The following is an 18,223-nucleotide window of genomic DNA, read 5'->3' as shown; positions in this document are numbered from 1 at the left end:
GCAAGTTTTTACTCAGCGGTTGCCGGCTCAACCTTAGGTGCAGGTTTTGGCAGCGACGACAGGAACGCCATGATCAGCGCCGCCACATACGGCAGCGATTGCACCAGCAGCATCACCACCCAGAAGCGTATGTCATTGCTCGGCAGGCCCTGCACCAGGTAAATCCCGAGTGCGGCGCCCCACAACAGCAACATGATGAACATCTCTTCGCGGGCTTCGGAAATGGCTACCCAGAAGCCGTGGTTATCGGCGTTTTTCGGTGTGCGAAAGAACGGAATACTGGTGGTGAAGAAGCCATACAGCACCGCCTTGGCGATGGTGTGTGACAACGCCAGCCCGGCCAGCGCCGCGCAGAATGCGTCCTTCAAGTTCACACCCACCGCACGGCGGTAGAGGAAGATGATCTTGCCGACCTTGAACACAAACAACGCCAACGGCGGGATCGCGAAAATCAGCAGCGGCGGGTCAACACGGGTCGGCACGATGATCATCGCCGCCGACCACAACAGGGCGCCGACGGTGAAGAAGATGTTCATGCCATCCGCCACCCACGGCAACCAGCCCGCGAGGAAGTGGTAGCGCTGGCCACGGGTCAGCTCGGTGCCCTTGCCGCGCAACAGGCTGGCGGTGTGGCGCTTGATGATCTGGATCGCGCCGTAGGCCCAGCGGAAACGCTGCTTCTTGAAGTCGATAAAGGTATCCGGCATCAAGCCCTTGCCGTAGCTGTCGTGGTAATACGCGGCCGACAGGCCTTTCTCGAACACGCGCAGGCCGAGTTCGGCGTCTTCACAGATGCACCAGTCGGCCCAGCCCAGCTCCTCGAGTACCGAGCGACGGGTCATGGTCATGGTGCCGTGCTGGATGATCGCGTCACGGTCGTTGCGGGTGACCATGCCGATATGGAAGAAGCCTTTGTATTCGGCGTAGCAGAGCTTCTTGAAAGTGCTCTCGTTCTGGTCGCGGTAGTCCTGCGGCGACTGCACCACGGCGATTTTCGGGTCGGCGAAGTGCGGCACCATGTGCTTGAGCCAGTTGGGCGACACGCAGTAGTCCGAGTCGATCACTGCGATCACTTCGGCATCCTTGGCGGTATGCGGGATCAGGTAGTTCAGCGCGCCGCCCTTGAAACCGGCGAGGGGCGAGACGTGGAAGAACTTGAAGCGCGGGCCGAGGGTTTCGCAGTAGTCGCGTACGGGCTCCCAGACGGCTGGGTCCTTGGTGTTGTTGTCGATGATCAGGACTTCGAAGTCCGGGTAATCGAGGGCGGCCAGGGCGTCGAGGGTCTGTTTGACCATCTCCGGCGGCTCGTTGTAGCACGGCACATGGATCGAGACTTTCGGGCGGTAGTCCGAATCGCCTTCCACCGGCAGGAATTCACGCCGGCGCTTGTGGGTCCACACCGCTTCAGCCAGTTCGTGGGCTTCGGTGAGCAATACGATAAACACGCCCAACGCGCCGAGGGCCAGCAAAATGCCGACGGTGACGCTGAACCAGGTGCTGTATTGCTGGCTGTAGTCGTAACCGATCCAGACCAATACCGAACCACAGAGGAACGCGATAAAGGTCAGGAAGGTGCGGCCACGCTGGCGCAGGGCCGAGCCGTCGATCATCAGCAGGGTCAGCGACAGCAGCGCCAGCACCACCGAGCCGATGGCCAGCACGCGCCATTGCGGGATCGCGACGACCGGTCCTTCAAAGTTGAATTTCTGCTGGCGTGCGGCGTTGTACACGCCCCAATAAGCGCCCGCCGAGCCTTCGTCGCTGACTTTCCACGGCTGGTCGAAGGCCTCGATTACGAAGTAGTTGTAACCCTGGCGGTTCAGTTTGTTCACCAGCGTACGCAGGTAAATCGCCTGGTCTGCCGGCGAGCTTTCATTGCCACCGCGCATACGGCCGTTGCTCGGCCAGCCCACTTCCGAGAGCAGCAGCGGTTTTTTCGGGAACAGCTTTTTCAGATCCCGTGCACGGTCCAGTACGTACTGGCCGGCCTTGTCCATCGGGATGAATTCCCAGAACGGCAGGATGTGCGCGGCGATCAGGTCGACGTGCTTGGCCAGTTGCGGGTTCTTTTCCCAGATGTGCCATTGCTCGGAGGTGGTCACCGGCACTTTCACGGCGGCGCGCACCCGGTCCAGCAGCACGATCAGCGCCTCCGGGGTGATTTCTTCGCGGAACAATGCCTCGTTACCGACCACCACGCGCACGACACTGCGCGAGTTGTTGGCGATCTCGATGGCGCGCTGGATTTCACGCTCGTTGCGTTCCAGGTCCGGGCTGATCCAGATCCCCAGGGTCACGCGCAGGCCGAACTCTTCGGCCAGTTTGGGGATATCGCCCAAGGTGCCGTCGACTGAGTAAGTACGGATGTTGTCCGTCAGCTTGCTCATGATCGCCAGGTCCTGGCGCATCTGGTCGTCGGTGGGGTACTGGTCTTTCTGCGGGAACTGGCCTTGTTGGAACGGCGAGTAGGAGAACCCGGAGATCTGTTCAGGCCAGTTAGGGGTGGTGACCGGGCGGTTTATCAGCGCCCAGAAGCCGGTAAACAGCGCGGCAATTGCCAGCACTACCACCAGGTTGAGTCCAAATTTACGCGATGACATGGCTATTTCGGGTTCCAAAGGGTGTGGAACGAAAAGAGGTGTCGGCCTACGCCGAACGGCGCGCATCCTACACCGGCCTTTAACTGAGCGTACAGCAGACAGAGAAAAGCCGGACGTTAGTCAGCGAAAGACCCTCTAAGTTCTTTACTTGTAGCTGGAAGCTTCGAACTTGTCGCTGTGTAGTCCATAATGCGCGCCGGTTTTTGGGGTAATGGTCATGAGCACAGAAGATCCGCGGTTTGCAGGCGTCGCCCGCTTGTATGGCATTGAAGGCCTGGAACGCTTGAAAGCGGCCCATGTGGCGATCGTCGGCGTCGGCGGCGTGGGCTCTTGGGCGGCGGAAGCCATGGCCCGTTGCGGCGTGGGCGAGATTTCGCTGTTTGACCTGGACGATGTCTGCGTCAGCAACAGCAACCGCCAGTTGCACGCCCTGGACAGCACCGTGGGCAAGCCCAAGGTCGAGGTAATGGCCGAACGCCTGCGCGGCATCAACCCGGATTGCACGGTGCACGCGGTGGCGGACTTCGTGACCCGTGACACCATGGCTGAGTACATCACGCCGAATATCGATTGCGTGATCGACTGCATCGACGCCGTGAACGCCAAGGCCGCGCTGATCGCCTGGTGCAAGCGCCGCAAGATCCAGATCATCACCACCGGCGGCGCCGGCGGGCAAATCGACCCGACGCTGATCCAGGTCTGCGACTTGAACCGCACCTTCAACGACCCGCTGGCCTCGAAAGTGCGCTCCACGCTACGCCGCGACTACGGGTTTTCGCGCACCGTGACCCGCCATTACAGCGTGCCGTGTGTGTTCTCTACCGAGCAGCTGCGCTATCCCAAGCCGGACGGCAGTATTTGTTTGCAGAAAAGTTTTGTCGGTGACGGCGTGAAGCTGGACTGTGCGGGCGGGTTTGGCGCGGTGATGATGGTCACGGCCACGTTTGGCATGGTGGCGGCGACCAAGGCGGTGGACAAGATTGTGGCCGGGGTGCGCAGGCCGTCGGAGCGGGTTAAACCTACCCAGATCTAGCTGTCCTGCACAAAACAAAATGTGGGAGCTGGCTTGCCTGCGATGGCTTCACCGTAGTCTGACTGATAGACCGAGGTGCCTGCATCGCAGGCAAGCCAGCTCCCACACAAGCCAGCTCCCACATTAGTTTTGCGTACAGGTCAGCTCTTGCATGCGCTGCAGTACAGCATTAAGCCCATTGCTGCGCGACGGCGACAGCTGGCGCGAAAGCCCCAGTTGATTGAACCAGTCCGGCAAGTCAACCGCCTGCAACTCACTTGCCGACAACCCATTGACCCGTGCCAGCAGCAACGCCACCAACCCCCGGATCATTCGCGCATCGCTGCTCGCGGCAAACTGCCAATGGCCGTCCTGTAAACGGCCGACCAACCACACCAGGCTTTCACAGCCCTGCACGAGGTTGGCCTCGACCTTTTCGTCAGCCGCCAACGCCGGCAGCCGCTCGCCCCACTGCATCAGCATGCGGGCGCGTTGTTCCCAACTGCCTACTGCCTGAAACGACTCAAGCGCGCTGATGGCATCCGCAGGCAAGCTCATCGCAACATATCCAGCGCCTGATCCAGCGCTTCAAAGAAGCGCTCCAGGTCATCGGAGTCGTTATACAGCGCCAGGGACACACGGATCGCTCCGGACAAGTGCATGGCCTTGAGCAATGGCATGGCGCAATGATGGCCAGCTCGCACGGCAATGCCTTGTTCGGTCAACAGATGAGCCAGGTCGGCGTTATGCACGCCCTCCACCACGAAACTGGCGAGTGCCACCTGGGGCGAGCCCAGTACGCGCACGCCATTGCGTGCTTTCAGGCCGCGCAGCAGGTAGTCATGCAGGGCTGCTTCATGGGCGACCACGGCCGGCTGGTCCAGAGAGTTCAGGTAGTCCAGCGTGGCACCCAGGCCGATCACACTTGCAATCGGCGGCGTGCCCGCTTCGAAACCCAGCGGGGCAGGGCGAAAGCTCGCACTTTGATACTCGGCCTGCTGCACCATCTCGCCGCCAAACTGCCAGTGGCGCAGGTGATGCAGCGCTTCGTTGCGGCCATACAGCACGCCGACGCCGTCCGGGCCGTAGAGCTTATGACTGGAAAACACGTAGAAGTCGCAACCCAGCGCCTGTACGTCGTGGCGACCATGGACAATGCCTTGGGCGCCATCGACCACGGTCAAGGCACCGTGGGCCTTGGCCATTGGCAGCAAGACCTCCAAAGGTTGCCAGGCGCCGAGTACGTTGGACAGCTGGCTCACTGCCAGCAAGCGCGTACGCGGGCTGATCAATTCGGCGGCGGCTTGCAGGTCAATCACGCCATCATCGCCAAGGGGCAAGACCACCAGCGTCAGCGCGCGACGTTTGGCCAGTTGCTGCCAGGGCAGCAGGTTGGCGTGGTGTTCCAGGGCGCTGATGACAATTTCATCACCCGCATTGAATAAGTGCTCAAGGCCATAGGCCAGGAGGTTCAGCGCAGACGTCGCGCCGTGGGTAAACACGATCTGCCCGCTGTCACCTGCATTCAACCACTGCGCGACCTTGCTGCGACTGTCTTCAAACGCCTGGGTCGCGTGGGCCCCCGGCAAATGCTGGGCGCGGTGCACATTGGCTGCGCCATTGGCGTAGTAATGGCTGATGGCATCCAACAGGGCTTGGGGTTTTTGCGTGGTGGCGGCGTTGTCCAGGTAGGTCTGGTCTTGCCGTTGCAGGGTGGCGATGGCCGGAAAATCGGCGCGCCAGGGGGAGGGCACAAGCATGGTCTTAAGACTCGTATAAGCGAGCCCCAGGTTTGGGGCTCGCTAGTGGCATCGAGTGGCTGCTTAGTTGTGAGCGTGCAGCGCTTCGTTCAGTTCGATCGCCGATTTGTGGGTTTTGCACTCCACGGCACCGGTCTGGGAATTGCGGCGGAACAGCAGGTCCGGCTGGCCAGCCAGTTCGCGCGCCTTGACCACTTTGACCAGTTGGTTGTGCTCGTCTAGCAGAGCAACCTTGGTACCGGCAGTCACGTACAGGCCCGACTCCACGGTATTGCGGTCGCCCAACGGGATACCGATACCGGCGTTGGCGCCGATCAGGCAGCCTTCGCCCACCTTGATCACGATGTTGCCGCCGCCCGACAGGGTGCCCATGGTGGAGCAACCGCCGCCCAGGTCAGAACCCTTGCCGACGAATACACCTGCCGATACACGGCCTTCGATCATGCCCGGGCCTTCGGTGCCACCGTTGAAGTTGACGAAACCTTCGTGCATCACGGTGGTGCCTTCGCCCACGTAGGCGCCCAGGCGGATGCGCGCGGCATCAGCGATACGCACGCCAGCCGGCACTACGTAGTCAGTCATTTTCGGGAACTTGTCCACCGAGAACACTTCCAGCAGCTCGCCACGCAGGCGTGCTTCCAGTTGGCGCTCGGCCAGCTCGTTGATGTCGATTGCGCCCTGGCTGGTCCACGCCACGTTCGGCAACTGCGGGAACACACCGGCCAGGCTCAGGCCGTGGGGCTTGACCAGGCGGTGGGACAGCAGGTGCAGCTTGAGGTAGGCCTCAGGCGTGGAGGTCAGTGCGGCGTCTTCGGCCAACAGGGTGGCGACCAACGGGGTGTGGCTTTCAGCCAGGCGGCTGAGCAGCGCGGCCTGGGCCGTGTCGACACCTTTGAGCGCGTCAGCCAGTTGCAGCGCCTGGCTCACGGTGAAAGTAATGGCCTGGTTGCCTTCGGTATAACCGAGGATCGGCGCGATGGCGGCAACGATCTCGGCCGACGGGTTGAGCAGCGGTTGTGCGTAAAACACTTCCAGCCAAGCACCTTGGCGGTTCTGAGTGCCGACGCCGAAGCCCAGGCTGAACAGGGAATTGGACATGCTGTTACCTCTACAAAAATGGAAGGCTGGCCTACTTGAGGGCCGCCGAATAACTATCTGGCTTGAAGCCAATCAGGGTTCTGTCACCGAGATCGAGCACCGGGCGCTTGATCATCGAGGGTTGTGCGAGCATCAATTCAATGGCTTTCGACTGATCGAGATCGGCTTTGCGTTCGTCTTCGAGTTTGCGAAAGGTGGTGCCCGCACGGTTCAAAACCACCTGCCAACCGTGCTCGTTGCACCATTGGGTCAAGTGTTCGCGGTCGATACCGGCTGTTTTGTAGTCGTGGAACTCATAGCTCACAGCGTGCTCATCGAGCCAGGTGCGCGCCTTTTTCATGGTGTCGCAGGCTTTGATGCCGAAAAGGTGCAAGGTTTTGCTTGAAGCGGTCAAGGAATTGCCCCCCTTTGGACGTATGAAAGTTAAAGGTCACGGATTATGCCACGACCAGCGGGTTTGGGTGCCGCTCGTCATACTTGCCGATGATTCAGTGCGACTTATGTGCAAAAGCCGTTGCGCAGCCAAGCGGGTAACATAGCCGGTTAATATGGCACTTCAACGGCCAGTTGTTGCCAGAACGGTGTCATAGCAAGTCGATTGTCCGGGAAACCCGCGTTATGCAAACCGCCTATACCGTTCTTATCCTGCTGATGCTGGTCAGCGTTTCGCGCCTTGTCGGGCGCATTATTCCCCTGCCGTTGCCCTTGGTGCAGATCGCCGCCGGCGCCTTGCTGGCCTGGCCTACGCTGGGGTTGCACGTGGCGCTGGACCCGGAGCTGTTCCTGTTTTTGTTCCTGCCGCCGTTGCTGTTCTCCGATGGCTGGCGCATGCCCAAGCGCGAATTGTGGCGGCTCAGAGGCCCGATCCTTACGCTGGCGGTGGGGCTGGTGCTATTTACCGTGGTGGGCGCCGGTTACTTCATCCATTGGATACTGCCCACGATCCCGTTGCCGGTGGCCTTCGCTTTGGCGGCCGTATTGTCCCCGACTGACGCCGTGGCGGTGTCGGCCATTTCCCAAAATCGCCTGCCAAAACCTTTGATGCATATGCTTCAAGGCGAGGCATTGATGAATGATGCCTCGGGCCTGGTGACCTTCAAGTTCGCCCTGGCGGCGGCGTTGACCGGCGTGTTTTCCCTGGCCGATGCCAGCCTGACTTTTGTGCTGGTAGCGGTGGGCGGCCTCGCGGTAGGCGTGGCGCTGAGCTGGTTGGTCGGCCGTTTACGCGCCTGGATGATTGCCCGTGGTTGGGACGACCCGGCCACCCACGTGGTGTTTATGTTGCTGCTGCCGTTCGCAGCCTACGTGCTGGCCGAGCGCCTGGGCGCATCCGGCATCCTGTCGGCGGTGGCGGCGGGCATGATGCAAAGCTGGCTCGACTTGCTGCCACGCCAGACCAGCACGCGCTTGCTCAACCGCAGTGTGTGGTCGCTGCTGGAGTTTGCGTTTAATGGCCTGATCTTCCTGCTACTGGGCCTGCAACTGCCGGACATAATCAAGGCCGTGGTCAGTCACGAACCGACACTGTGGCCAACGCTGTTGTATCGCTGCCTGGATGTGGTTGCGATCTTCCTGGTGCTGGTGGTGCTGCGCTTTATCTGGGTGCAAAGCATCTGGCGTTTGTCGGGCCTGTTACGGCGGCTGCGTGGGAAAAGCGAGCTGACACTCGTGCCTACGGCCCGGTCCTGCTGGCTATTGACCGTGGGTGGCGTGCGCGGTGCGGTCACTTTGGCGGGTGTGATGTCGGTGCCTTTATTGCTGGCGCCTGGCCAGGATTTTCCCGAGCGCGACCTGCTGATCTTTATCGCCGCCGGCGTGATCCTACTGTCGCTGGTGGCCGCCTGCATCGCCTTGCCGCTGCTATTGCGTGGCATCGAGCAGAGCCCCGATGAAAAGCGCCATAACGAAGTGCGTGAGGCGTGGAAAAAAACCGCGGTAGCCGCCATCCACGCGCTGGAAGCGGACGAGCCTGCCGAAACCGAAACCCCAGACGCCGCCCAGGCAGCACTCGCGACCGAGCTAAAGGCGCGGCTGATGTCGGAATACCGTCATCAGTTGGAAGTATTCAACGATTCAGCCGAAGCCCAGGCACTGGCGCATCAGATGGACCTGCTTGAACGCAAATTGCGCCTCAAGGCCTTGCGCGCGCAGCGCTTGGAGTTGTACAGCCTGAGCCGTCATCACCAGATTGGTGATGACGTGTTGCGCGAGGTCCTGGCGGATCTGGATATGAGTGAGGCGAATCTGGGTGTGATGAAGTAGTTGTCCACACCGCGGTGCCTTAAGGTTTGGGGTACTGCTCGGCTATGAAAGACTTATCCAGTTCTGTCAATCGGGTGGGCCAAGGGATTGCCGGCTGCTTCCATAGTTCGTCTCTGGTGAAGCCGTAATGCATGATTGAGTTTCTATCGTATTTGGAGGCAGCGACGTTTTTTCCAGTGAGGCGCTGGAGAATGTCTTTATGGATGGCTTCATTCGATCCATGGCCTTTAAAGTGCCTGTAGATGGTTGGCGTATTAAAATCAATCGTTCTATTGGGGTGTTTATGTTCGTGATGCAACCCTAGGGCATGCCCGAACTCATGGGCTGCAATGGCTTCGAATCTTGGGTTGTCGTAAGGGTTTGGCAACACCATGGTCGGTAGGTAGAGGGGCACTTTTTGCGCGTCGGTTCCAAGTGCAGAGCTGCCTGATTGAGTCTCCCCATAGTCCAGCGCGATGCGTATATCTCCCTCTTCCCCTGAAACAAATTCAAAGGTCAGGTTGATATGCGACAGCCAAAGATTCGCAGCCTTTTTTATGTGCTCCAGTGCTTCTTCGTCGGCATCATAGACAGCAATCTTCAGCGTGGAATTTTGCGGCCAGTATTTGTCGGGTGCTGAAACAGCACGGGTTTTTCTTGAGTGGGATTTATCCGGGGGCGCTTGATATATATCAATGTCGTGAGTGCGTGTGGAGGTGAAACCGAGAGTTGCTGTGCTCAGGTTTGTCATCGTGCCATGTCTACATTGTTCAAGACGTTAATGAACATTGAGTGGCACTTGTCGTTGATAGGATTCCACCGATTATCGTTTTTAAGCAAATGGCTACTTATGCAGCGCAGTGTCGATCGTGTGGCGCTGCCCGCACTTTATTACAGTGCGGGCATTGTGGGGTGTTCAGCGACGGTTTATGAAGTCCCGAATCCGTTCCGCCGCTTCCACACACTCCGACAACGGCGCAACCAGCGCCAGGCGTACGCGACCGGCGCCAGGGTTGAAGCCGTCGACTTCGCGCGACAGGTACGAACCCGGCACTACGGTCACGTGTTCTTCCACGAACAAGTCACGGCAGAACGCGGCATCGTCGCCCTTCACATTCGGCCACAGATAGAAGCCGCCGTCTGGGGCTTGTACATCCAGCACCGGCTTGAGAATCGCCAGCACGGCGTCGAATTTCTCCCGATACATGTCACGGTTGGCCAATACGTGGGGCTCATCCTGCCAGGCAGCAATGCTGGCCAGCTGGGTTTGCACCGGCATCGCGCAGCCGTGATAGGTGCGGTACAGCAGGAAGGCCTTGAGGATATCGGCATCGCCGGCCACGAAGCCCGAGCGCAGGCCTGGCAGGTTGGAGCGCTTGGACAGGCTGTGGAACACCACGCAACGCTTGAAGTCCTGGCGGCCCAGTTCGACACAGGCGCTGAGCAGGCCTGGCGGCGGGGTCTGTTCGTCGAAGTACAGCTCGCTGTAGCACTCGTCGGCGGCGATCACGAAGTCATATTCGTCGGCCAGGGCGATGAGCTTTTTCAGGGTCTCGACCGGGATCAGCGCGCCGGTCGGGTTGCCGGGTGAGCACAGGAACAGGATCTGGCAGCGTTTCCAGATGTCTGGCGAAACGGCGTCGAAGTCCGGGTTGAAACCATTGCTGTCCAGGCATGGCAGGTAATGCGGCTTGGCCCCGGCCAGGAACGCAGCGCCTTCATAGATCTGATAGAACGGGTTGGGGCTGACCACCAGTGCATCGTCAGCGCGGTTGACCACGGTTTGGGTGAAGGCAAACAGCGCCTCGCGGGTGCCGTTGACCGGCAAAATGTTGCGCGCCGGGTCGAGCCAACCTTTGGGTACGTTGAAGCGCCGTTCGCACCAGGCGCCGATGGCCTCGCGCAGGGCCGGGATGCCCAGCGTGGTCGGGTACACCGCCATCTGGTCGAGGTTATCCGCCAGGGCCTTGGCTACGAAGGCCGGGGATTTGTGCTTCGGCTCGCCGATGGACAGCGCGATCGGGCGCTTATCCGGGTTCGGTGTAACGCTGCCGAGCAGGGCGCGCAGTTTTTCGAACGGGTAGGGCTGGAGCTGGTTCAGGGCGTTGTTCATGTAAGCCTCGATCAAGATGAGTGCGGCCTTTTGTGGGAGCTGGCTTGCCTGCGATCACATCGCTGCGGTGTACCAGATGCACCGCGGCGCCCGCATCGCAGGCAAGCCAGCTCCCACAGGGACCGTGCCCACTGGGAAGTTAAAAATCAAATGGTCAGTCTGGTCAGCTCGACACCCGGTTCCTGGCTCACGCTCAATTGCTGCACGATAGCTTCCTGCAAGCGCAGGCACAGCTGCGGGTCGGACAGCGGCTGGTTGTCGGCGTCGGTAATGAAGAACACGTCTTCCACGCGTTCCCCCAGGGTCGCAATCTTGGCGTTTTGCAGCGACAGGTCGAACTCCAGGAAGATCCCGCCGATGCGCGCCAGCAAGCCTGGGCGGTCCGGTGCGCTGAGTTCCAGCACGGTCACTGGGCGCTGGGCGTCGTTGGAAATGGTCACCTGGGGCGCAAACGCAAAGTGCTTGAGCTGGCGCGGCACCCGGCGCTGGATGATGGTCGGGTAGTCATCAGGGTTGCGCAGGGCCTCGGTAAGGCCTTCGCGGATCTTTTTCACGCGCACCGGGTTGTCGCCGATCGAGTCACCGTCGGTGTCGAGCACAATGTAGGTGTCGAGGGTGAACTGGCTGCTGGAGGTGATAACCCGCGCATCATGGATGTTCAGGTTGAGCTGGTCCATGGCGGCCACGGTCACGGCGAAGAAGTCGTGCTGGTCCGGCGCGTAGATGAAGATCTGCGTGCCGCCCTCGAATTCGCGCTGGGTGGTTTCCTTGATCAGCACCAGTGGGCCGCCGTCGGCCGGCTGTTGCAGGATCGCGTCACTGTGCCAGGCCACGTCGCCGGCGGTGTGGCGCAGGAAGTAATCATCGCCCAGTTGCGACCATAGCTGCTCGACGTCATCCGGGTCGTTGCCGCCGCGCACGAGGATATCCAGGGCCGCGCTTTGGGTGCGGCGGATCTGCTCCTCGCGGTCCACCGGGTTTTCCAGGCCACGGCGCAGCGCGCGCTTGGTCTCGGTGTAGAGCTGGCGCAACAGGCTGGCGCGCCAGGAATTCCACAGTGTCGGGTTGGTGGCGTTGATGTCGGAGACGGTCAGCACGTAAAGATAGTCGAGGCGGGTTTCATCACCGACGATCCCGGCAAAGTCGTGGATCACCTGCGGGTCGGAGAGGTCCTTGCGCTGCGCGGTCGTCGACATCACCAGGTGGTTCTGCACCAGCCACACGATCAGGCGGCTGTCCCACTGCGGCAATTGGTGGCGCTGGCAGAAGGCTTCGGCATCGACCGCGCCGACTTCAGAGTGGTCGCCATGCCGGCCTTTGCCGATGTCGTGGTACAGGCCGGCCAGATAGATCAGTTCGGGTTTGGGTAGCTTGGCCATGAGTTTACTGGCCAGCGGGAATTTTTCTGACACCTGGGTGTACTGCAACTTGCGCAGGTGTTTGATCAAATTGAGGGTGTGGGCGTCGACGGTATAGATGTGGAACAGATCGTGCTGCATCTGCCCGACGATAAAGCCGAACTCCGGCAGGTAGCGGCCGAGGATGCCGTAACGGTTCATGCGCCGCAGGTTGCGGTGAATGCCGATCTTGCACTTGAACAGTTCGATAAACAGGCTGGTGTTACGGATGTCGTTGCGAAAATCATCGTCGATCAGGTGACGGTTTTCCCGCAGCAGGCGGATGGTATCGGCGCGCACGCCTTTGATTTCCGGCTGCTGGGCCATCAGCACAAAGATTTCCAGCATGGCGAACGGCGTGCGACGGAACACATTGTCGTTGCGCGCCTCGATATAGCCGTCGTGCAGTTGGAAGCGCGAGTTGATCGGCTGCGGCGGGGCTTCGTCTTCCGGCGCCAGGATCACCTCTTCGAAGTGCTGGATGATCAGGTCGCTGAGCTGGGCAATGCTCATGACCACGCGGTAATACTGCTGCATGAAGCTTTCGATGCTGGTTTTCGCGTCCTCGCCTTCAAACCCCAGCAGGGTGGCGATGGAGCGCTGGTGGTCGAACAGCAGGCGGTCTTCGGAGCGCCCGGCGAGCATGTGCAGGGCGTAACGCACCTTCCACAGGAACTCCTGGGACGAGGCCAGCAGCGCATTTTCGCTCTCGACCAGAAAGCCTTCACCGGCCAAGGCGCGCAGGTTGAGGGTGCCGTACTGGCGGCGGGCCACCCATAAGATGGTCTGGATGTCGCGCAGCCCGCCCGGCGAGCCTTTGACGTTGGGTTCCAGGTTGTATTCGGTGTCGTTGTACTTGTGGTGCCGGGCTTTTTGCTCGGCACGCTTGGCCAGGAAGAACTCCTTGCTTGGCCACATATGCGCGGTGCTGGTGACCTCCAGCATGCGCTGGCGCAGGCGTTCCGGCCCGGCGATGGTGCGGCTTTCCATCAGGTTAGTGATGACGGTGAGGTCGGCGCGTGCCTCTTCGGCGCATTCGTCCACCGAGCGCACGCTCTGGCCGACCTCCAGGCCGATGTCCCACAACAGCGTCAGAAAACGCTCGATGGAATCGCGAAAGATCTCATGATCGGCACTGTCCAGCAGGATCAGCAGGTCGATGTCGGAGTAGGGGTGCAACTCACCCCGACCGTAGCCGCCGACCGCTACCAGGGCGATGTCGGCGTCTTCGCTCCAACTGAACTGCTCCCAGGCCTTTTGCAGGATATTGTCGACGAACCAGGCGCGGTCCTCGATTAGCCGACGAATGTCCCGGCCGCTGCGAAAGCGCTCATCGAGCACCTCGCGGGCCTGGCGGATAGCCTTCTTGAAGGCGGCGATGGGGCTTGCCTTCAGGGCCAGTTCGGCCTGGAACTGGCCACGGTCGAAGAGTTCGGGGTCCACCTGGGGCATCGATCGGCTTTCCTATCTGTCTATTGAGTCAGTCACAACGGTGTAGCTGGAAAACCGAGGCAACCATCACGCCGAAACGCGAGGGATCGTGTCGTCTGCGCGCAGGGTGAAGATCTCGTAGCCGGTTTCGGTGACCAGCAGGGTATGTTCCCACTGGGCCGAGAGCTTGCGGTCCTTGGTGATGGCGGTCCAACCGTCGCCCAGCACCTTGGTGTCGGCTTTGCCCTGGTTGATCATTGGCTCGATGGTGAAGGTCATGCCTGCCTTGAGCTCCATGCCGGTGCCGGCGCGGCCGTAGTGCAGGATCTGTGGTTCTTCGTGGAATACGGTGCCGATACCGTGGCCGCAGAATTCGCGCACCACCGAAAAGCCGTTCTTTTCTGCGTGCTTCTGGATCACTTCACCGATATCGCCCAGGCGGCAACCAGGTTTTACGATCTCGATGGCCTTGTACATGCATTCCTGGGTGACCTGGGACAGGCGCTCAGCCCAGACCGGCACGTTGCCGACGTGGAACATACGGCTGGTATCGCCGAAATAGCGGTCCTTGATCACGGTGACGTCGATGTTCAGGGTGTCGCCGTCCTTCAACGGCTTGTCGCCTGGAATCCCGTGGCAGACCACGTGGTTGACCGAGGTGCAGATCGATTTGGGGAAGCCCTTATAGTTCAGTGGGGCAGGGATGGCCTTTTGCACGTTGACTATATAGTCGTGGCAGATCTGGTTCAGAGTGTCGGTGGTGACGCCTGGCTTGACATGCTCGGCAATCATTTCCAGCACGTCGGCAGCCAGTTTGCCGGCAATGCGCATGCCGGCGATGTCTTCGGCGGTTTTCAAACTAACGGTCATACAGGCTCTCTCTAGCGCGACGCGCTGAAATCAATACGGTTTACGGGCGTGCGACAAATGGTTACGAAATTCGCACAAGCCTCAAAAAACGCGATTCTAACAGACGATGGCGTCAAATCATGATCCTCTGATAATCGCATCTCTCTATAGAGTAGGGGTATGTCGGCTCTATTCAAGGGGTTACACGAACACGGTTGCTGGCAAATGTGATTGCGGGTTTCGTTTTCGTCCTTCGTGTGGTATAAAATGCGCCGCTTTCCGGGGATACCCCGCAAAGCTTAAATCCACACACGTGTCGACACGATGACCTGGGTGCCGGAGGCCTTGATGCCGCTGGTTGGTCATTGGGATACGTGGAGGCCAAACCCGACTTATTAAGGAACTATCATGTCCCAAGTCAACATGCGCGATATGCTGAAGGCCGGTGTGCACTTCGGTCACCAGACCCGTTACTGGAACCCGAAAATGGGTAAATACATTTTCGGCGCGCGTAACAAGATCCACATTATCAACCTTGAAAAAACCCTGCCAATGTTCAACGAAGCTCTGACTTTCGTAGAGCGTCTGGCCCAGGGCAAAAACAAGATCCTGTTCGTCGGCACCAAGCGTTCCGCTGGCAAGATCGTTGCTGAAGAAGCAGCACGTTGCGGTTCGCCGTACGTCGATCACCGCTGGTTGGGCGGCATGCTGACCAACTTCAAAACCATCCGTGCTTCCATCAAGCGTCTGCGTGACCTTGAAGTGCAAGCCGAAGACGGTACTTTCGCCAAGCTGACCAAGAAAGAAGCGCTGATGCGCTCCCGTGACCTGGAAAAGCTCGATCGTTCCCTGGGTGGTATCAAGGACATGGGCGGTCTGCCTGACGCACTGTTCGTTATCGACGTTGATCACGAGCGCATCGCGATCACCGAAGCCAACAAGCTGGGCATCCCTGTTATCGGCGTAGTCGATACCAACAGCAGCCCGGAAGGCGTTGACTACATCATCCCAGGCAACGATGACGCAATCCGCGCTATCCAGCTGTACATGGGTTCGATGGCTGACGCTGTAATCCGTGGTCGCAACCACGTTGCTGGTGGTACCGAGCAGTTCGTTGAAGAAGCTCCGGTAGCTGCCGCTGAGTAATTAGCGCCCTGGCGTTGACTCAGTAAGCAAAAAGGGGGCTTGGCCCCCTTTTTGCCACCTCGAAAACCATTTGTCGGCAGCGCAGCTACAACTTCTGTAACGTGCAGCGGCCTACAAGGGTGATTCGGGAAGAATTGATCGCCCGTTTGATCGGGTGGAATGGTTGAAAACCTATCCAAGAGGATTTTGAAATGGCAGAGATTACTGCAGCGTTGGTTAAAGAACTGCGTGAGCGTACCGGCGAAGGCATGATGGATTGCAAAAAGGCCTTGACCAAGGCTGGCGGCGACATCGAAAAAGCCATTGATGACATGCGTGCTTCCGGCGCCATCAAGGCTGCCAAGAAAGCAGGCAACGTTGCTGCTGAAGGCGCTATCGCTCTGGTTGAAGACGGCAAGGCTGCCGTTCTGCTGGAAGTGAACTCCCAGACCGACTTCCTGGCTCTGCAGGACGACTTCAAGGCATTCGTTGCTGCCAGCGTCAAGAAAGCATTCGACGACAAGCTCACTACCGTTGAGCCGTTGATCGAAGCTCAAGAAGCTGATCGCCTGGTACTGGTCGGCAAGGTTGGCGAAAACGTCAACATCCGTCGCCTGGCCCGCATTGAAGGCGATGTGGTTGGTGGTTACCTGCACGGTAACAAAATCGGCGTCGTGGTTGCCCTGAAAGGCGGCGACGTTGAGCTGGCAAAAGACATCGCTATGCACGTAGCGGCCAGCAACCCGGAATTCCTGCTGCCATCGGAAGTGTCCGCTGACGCAATCGAACGCGAAAAAGCCGTGTTCCTGAGCCTCAACGCTGACAAGATCGCCGGCAAGCCGGAAAACATCGTTGAAAACATGATCAAAGGCCGTATCAGCAAGTTCCTGGCTGAAGCGAGCCTGGTTGAGCAGGCGTTCGTCAAGAACCCTGAAATCAAGGTTGGCGAACTGGCCAAGAAAGCCGGTGCTGAAATCGTTTCCTTCACCTACTACAAAGTAGGCGAGGGCATCGAGAAGCCGGTCGACAACTTCGCTGAAGAAGTTGCTGCCCAGCTGGCTGCCGCCAAGCAGTAAGACAGTTTTCAACTGTCGCCGAAAGAGGCTGCCCGCTCACGCGCGCAGCCTCTTTTCAAATGGGAAGGCCAATTTTTATTTGGCTTCCTTTCGGAACTGGCTTACAAAGCCGTGTTCCGATGGCGCTGTAATAGCGTCCAGCTAGAGTGAATGCAAGCCGTAAACGGCTCGCCAAGAATTTTTAAAAAATACGCCGCAGGAGAGATTCGCAATGGCTCAGCAGGGCAGTGGTTATCAGGCTCGCTATAAACGCATTCTACTCAAGCTCAGCGGCGAGGCCCTGATGGGCTCGGAAGAGTTCGGGATCGATCCCAAGGTGCTCGACCGCATGGCGCTCGAAGTCGGCCAACTGGTCGGCATCGGCGTTCAAGTCGGCCTGGTGATTGGCGGCGGTAACCTGTTCCGTGGCGCGGCACTGAGTGCTGCCGGTATGGACCGGGTCACTGGCGACCACATGGGCATGCTGGCCACTGTGATGAACGCCCTGGCCATGCGCGACGCCCTGGAGCGCGCCAATATCTCGGCCATCGTGATGTCGGCTATTTCCATGGTTGGCGTGACTGATCATTATGATCGTCGCAAAGCCATGCGCCACCTGAACGCCAAGGAAGTCGTGATCTTTGCCGCAGGCACGGGTAACCCGTTCTTCACGACCGATTCGGCTGCCTGCCTGCGTGCCATCGAAATCGATGCCGACGTGGTGCTCAAGGCCACCAAGGTAGACGGCGTCTATACTGCCGACCCATTCAAAGACCCGCATGCCGAGAAGTTCGATCATCTGACCTACGATGAAGTGCTGGATCGCAAGCTGGGTGTGATGGACCTGACGGCTATTTGCCTGTGCCGCGACCACAAGATGCCGCTGCGCGTATTTAACATGAACAAGCCCGGCGCCCTGCTGAATATCGTACACGGCGGCGCGGAAGGGACTCTGATCGAGGAAGGCCAACAATGATCAACGAAATCAAGAAAGACGCTCAAGAGCGTATGCAGAAATCCCTGGAGTCTCTGGCCCATGCATTTGGCCAGATTCGTACCGGCAAGGCTCACCCAAGCATCCTGGGTAGTGTGATGGTGCCGTACTACGGCGCAGATACCTCCATCACCCAGGTGGCCAACATCACCGTAAAAGACTCGCGCACCCTGCAAGTCGTGGCTTTTGAGCGCAACATGCTCGGCGCTGTCGACAAGGCCATCCAGAGCGCTGGCTTGAACCTCAACCCGACCAACCTGGGCGAGTTGCTGTTGATCTCCATGCCGGCCCTGACCGAAGAAACCCGTAAGGGCTTCACCAAGCAGGCGAGCGCTGCGGCTGAGGATGCACGGGTTGCCATGCGAAACATTCGCCGTGATGCCATGGGTGAGCTGAAGAAGCTGGTCAAGGATAAAGAAATCAGTGAAGACGAAGAGCGTCGTGCTGCTGCTGATATCGACAAGCTGATCAAGGATTTCGAAGGCAAGATCACCAAGGCCTTCGAGGAGAAAGAAAAGGACCTGATGGCCGTATAAGGGGTCAGGACA

The 18,223-nt window shown here is 59.4% G+C and carries 15 protein-coding genes; 6 read left to right on the top strand and 9 right to left on the bottom strand.

All coding sequences use genetic code 11. The annotated features are described in order from the left end of the window. Positions 1-8: 8 nt before the first annotated feature. Positions 9-2,600, bottom strand: coding sequence for a glycosyltransferase (locus tag AB4P96_RS25115; protein ID WP_099548548.1), 2,592 nt, complete (start codon positions 2,598-2,600; stop codon positions 9-11). Positions 2,601-2,817: 217 nt separating this feature from the next. Here AB4P96_RS25115 and tcdA point away from each other — a divergent pair, with 217 nt between their 5' ends. Further along, the gene (tcdA, locus tag AB4P96_RS25110) at positions 2,818-3,633 is read left to right on the top strand and encodes a tRNA cyclic N6-threonylcarbamoyladenosine(37) synthase TcdA (RefSeq protein WP_017137131.1); all 816 of its coding nucleotides are present in this window, start codon (positions 2,818-2,820) and stop codon (positions 3,631-3,633) included. Positions 3,634-3,756: 123 nt separating this feature from the next. On the opposite strand, the gene AB4P96_RS25105 is transcribed toward tcdA, so the two are convergent. From AB4P96_RS25105 to AB4P96_RS25090, 4 genes are all read right to left on the bottom strand, one after another. After that, on the bottom strand, positions 3,757-4,170 hold the full coding sequence (locus AB4P96_RS25105) for a SufE family protein (protein ID WP_017137132.1): 414 nt from the start codon (positions 4,168-4,170) through the stop codon (positions 3,757-3,759). Next, positions 4,167-5,372, bottom strand: a complete 1,206-nt coding sequence (locus AB4P96_RS25100; RefSeq protein WP_169985372.1) for an aminotransferase class V-fold PLP-dependent enzyme — start codon at positions 5,370-5,372, stop codon at positions 4,167-4,169. Before AB4P96_RS25100 ends, AB4P96_RS25105 begins: the two co-directional genes overlap by 4 nt. 63 nt (positions 5,373-5,435) lie before the next feature. Then, positions 5,436-6,470: a 2,3,4,5-tetrahydropyridine-2,6-dicarboxylate N-succinyltransferase gene (gene dapD / locus AB4P96_RS25095; protein ID WP_017137134.1), complete on the bottom strand. Its 1,035-nt coding sequence runs from the start codon at positions 6,468-6,470 to the stop codon at positions 5,436-5,438. A gap of 31 nt (positions 6,471-6,501) precedes the next feature. Beyond that, complete coding sequence (locus AB4P96_RS25090) at positions 6,502-6,810, bottom strand: arsenate reductase (RefSeq protein WP_231982825.1); 309 nt, start codon at positions 6,808-6,810, stop codon at positions 6,502-6,504. 278 nt (positions 6,811-7,088) lie between these two features. Here AB4P96_RS25090 and AB4P96_RS25085 point away from each other — a divergent pair, with 278 nt between their 5' ends. Then, the gene (locus AB4P96_RS25085; RefSeq protein ID WP_017137136.1) at positions 7,089-8,732 is read left to right on the top strand and encodes a Na+/H+ antiporter; all 1,644 of its coding nucleotides are present in this window, start codon (positions 7,089-7,091) and stop codon (positions 8,730-8,732) included. A gap of 19 nt (positions 8,733-8,751) precedes the next feature. On the opposite strand, the gene AB4P96_RS25080 is transcribed toward AB4P96_RS25085, so the two are convergent. From AB4P96_RS25080 to map, 4 genes are all read right to left on the bottom strand, one after another. Continuing rightward, the gene (locus tag AB4P96_RS25080; RefSeq protein WP_099548552.1) at positions 8,752-9,462 is read right to left on the bottom strand and encodes a M12 family metallopeptidase; all 711 of its coding nucleotides are present in this window, start codon (positions 9,460-9,462) and stop codon (positions 8,752-8,754) included. A 165-nt stretch (positions 9,463-9,627) separates the two neighbouring features. Further along, a complete protein-coding gene (gene dapC, locus AB4P96_RS25075) occupies positions 9,628-10,824 on the bottom strand; it encodes a succinyldiaminopimelate transaminase (protein WP_169985376.1) in 1,197 nt (398 codons plus the stop codon). Between the two features lie 146 nt (positions 10,825-10,970). Continuing rightward, positions 10,971-13,673: a [protein-PII] uridylyltransferase gene (locus AB4P96_RS25070; protein WP_017137139.1), complete on the bottom strand. Its 2,703-nt coding sequence runs from the start codon at positions 13,671-13,673 to the stop codon at positions 10,971-10,973. Positions 13,674-13,739: 66 nt separating this feature from the next. Beyond that, positions 13,740-14,522: a type I methionyl aminopeptidase gene (map, locus tag AB4P96_RS25065; protein WP_017137140.1), complete on the bottom strand. Its 783-nt coding sequence runs from the start codon at positions 14,520-14,522 to the stop codon at positions 13,740-13,742. Positions 14,523-14,909: 387 nt separating this feature from the next. On the opposite strand from map, the gene rpsB reads away from it, so the two are divergent. The 4 genes from rpsB to frr all read left to right on the top strand — a co-directional run bounded on the left by rpsB (position 14,910) and on the right by frr (position 18,211). Next, complete coding sequence (gene rpsB, locus AB4P96_RS25060; protein ID WP_003189158.1) at positions 14,910-15,647, top strand: 30S ribosomal protein S2; 738 nt, start codon at positions 14,910-14,912, stop codon at positions 15,645-15,647. A 191-nt stretch (positions 15,648-15,838) separates the two neighbouring features. Beyond that, positions 15,839-16,702: a translation elongation factor Ts gene (gene tsf / locus AB4P96_RS25055; RefSeq protein ID WP_053254736.1), complete on the top strand. Its 864-nt coding sequence runs from the start codon at positions 15,839-15,841 to the stop codon at positions 16,700-16,702. A 211-nt stretch (positions 16,703-16,913) separates the two neighbouring features. After that, positions 16,914-17,657 (top strand): UMP kinase, encoded by a 744-nt coding sequence (gene pyrH / locus AB4P96_RS25050; RefSeq protein ID WP_003172271.1) that lies wholly within the window; start codon positions 16,914-16,916, stop codon positions 17,655-17,657. After that, positions 17,654-18,211, top strand: coding sequence for a ribosome recycling factor (gene frr / locus AB4P96_RS25045; protein WP_017137142.1), 558 nt, complete (start codon positions 17,654-17,656; stop codon positions 18,209-18,211). Before pyrH ends, frr begins: the two co-directional genes overlap by 4 nt. Positions 18,212-18,223 lie beyond the last annotated feature (12 nt).

It is taken from the genome of Pseudomonas sp. B19125 (assembly GCF_044218855.1).
Taxonomy (GTDB): domain Bacteria; phylum Pseudomonadota; class Gammaproteobacteria; order Pseudomonadales; family Pseudomonadaceae; genus Aquipseudomonas; species Aquipseudomonas edaphica.
This window is presented reverse-complemented; position numbering and strand designations above follow the sequence as displayed.

Coding starts and splice junctions, on each gene's coding strand:
- AB4P96_RS25070 (WP_017137139.1), bottom strand. CDS start 13,673: ATGCCCCAGGTGGACCCCGAACTCTTCGACCGTGGCCAGTTCCAGGCC.
- tsf (WP_053254736.1), top strand. CDS start 15,839: ATGGCAGAGATTACTGCAGCGTTGGTTAAAGAACTGCGTGAGCGTACC.
- dapC (WP_169985376.1), bottom strand. CDS start 10,824: ATGAACAACGCCCTGAACCAGCTCCAGCCCTACCCGTTCGAAAAACTG.
- AB4P96_RS25090 (WP_231982825.1), bottom strand. CDS start 6,810: ATGAAAAAGGCGCGCACCTGGCTCGATGAGCACGCTGTGAGCTATGAG.
- map (WP_017137140.1), bottom strand. CDS start 14,522: ATGACCGTTAGTTTGAAAACCGCCGAAGACATCGCCGGCATGCGCATT.
- AB4P96_RS25085 (WP_017137136.1), top strand. CDS start 7,089: ATGCAAACCGCCTATACCGTTCTTATCCTGCTGATGCTGGTCAGCGTT.
- AB4P96_RS25105 (WP_017137132.1), bottom strand. CDS start 4,170: ATGAGCTTGCCTGCGGATGCCATCAGCGCGCTTGAGTCGTTTCAGGCA.
- frr (WP_017137142.1), top strand. CDS start 17,654: ATGATCAACGAAATCAAGAAAGACGCTCAAGAGCGTATGCAGAAATCC.
- rpsB (WP_003189158.1), top strand. CDS start 14,910: ATGTCCCAAGTCAACATGCGCGATATGCTGAAGGCCGGTGTGCACTTC.
- AB4P96_RS25100 (WP_169985372.1), bottom strand. CDS start 5,372: ATGCTTGTGCCCTCCCCCTGGCGCGCCGATTTTCCGGCCATCGCCACC.
- AB4P96_RS25115 (WP_099548548.1), bottom strand. CDS start 2,600: ATGTCATCGCGTAAATTTGGACTCAACCTGGTGGTAGTGCTGGCAATT.
- tcdA (WP_017137131.1), top strand. CDS start 2,818: ATGAGCACAGAAGATCCGCGGTTTGCAGGCGTCGCCCGCTTGTATGGC.
- pyrH (WP_003172271.1), top strand. CDS start 16,914: ATGGCTCAGCAGGGCAGTGGTTATCAGGCTCGCTATAAACGCATTCTA.
- dapD (WP_017137134.1), bottom strand. CDS start 6,470: ATGTCCAATTCCCTGTTCAGCCTGGGCTTCGGCGTCGGCACTCAGAAC.
- AB4P96_RS25080 (WP_099548552.1), bottom strand. CDS start 9,462: ATGACAAACCTGAGCACAGCAACTCTCGGTTTCACCTCCACACGCACT.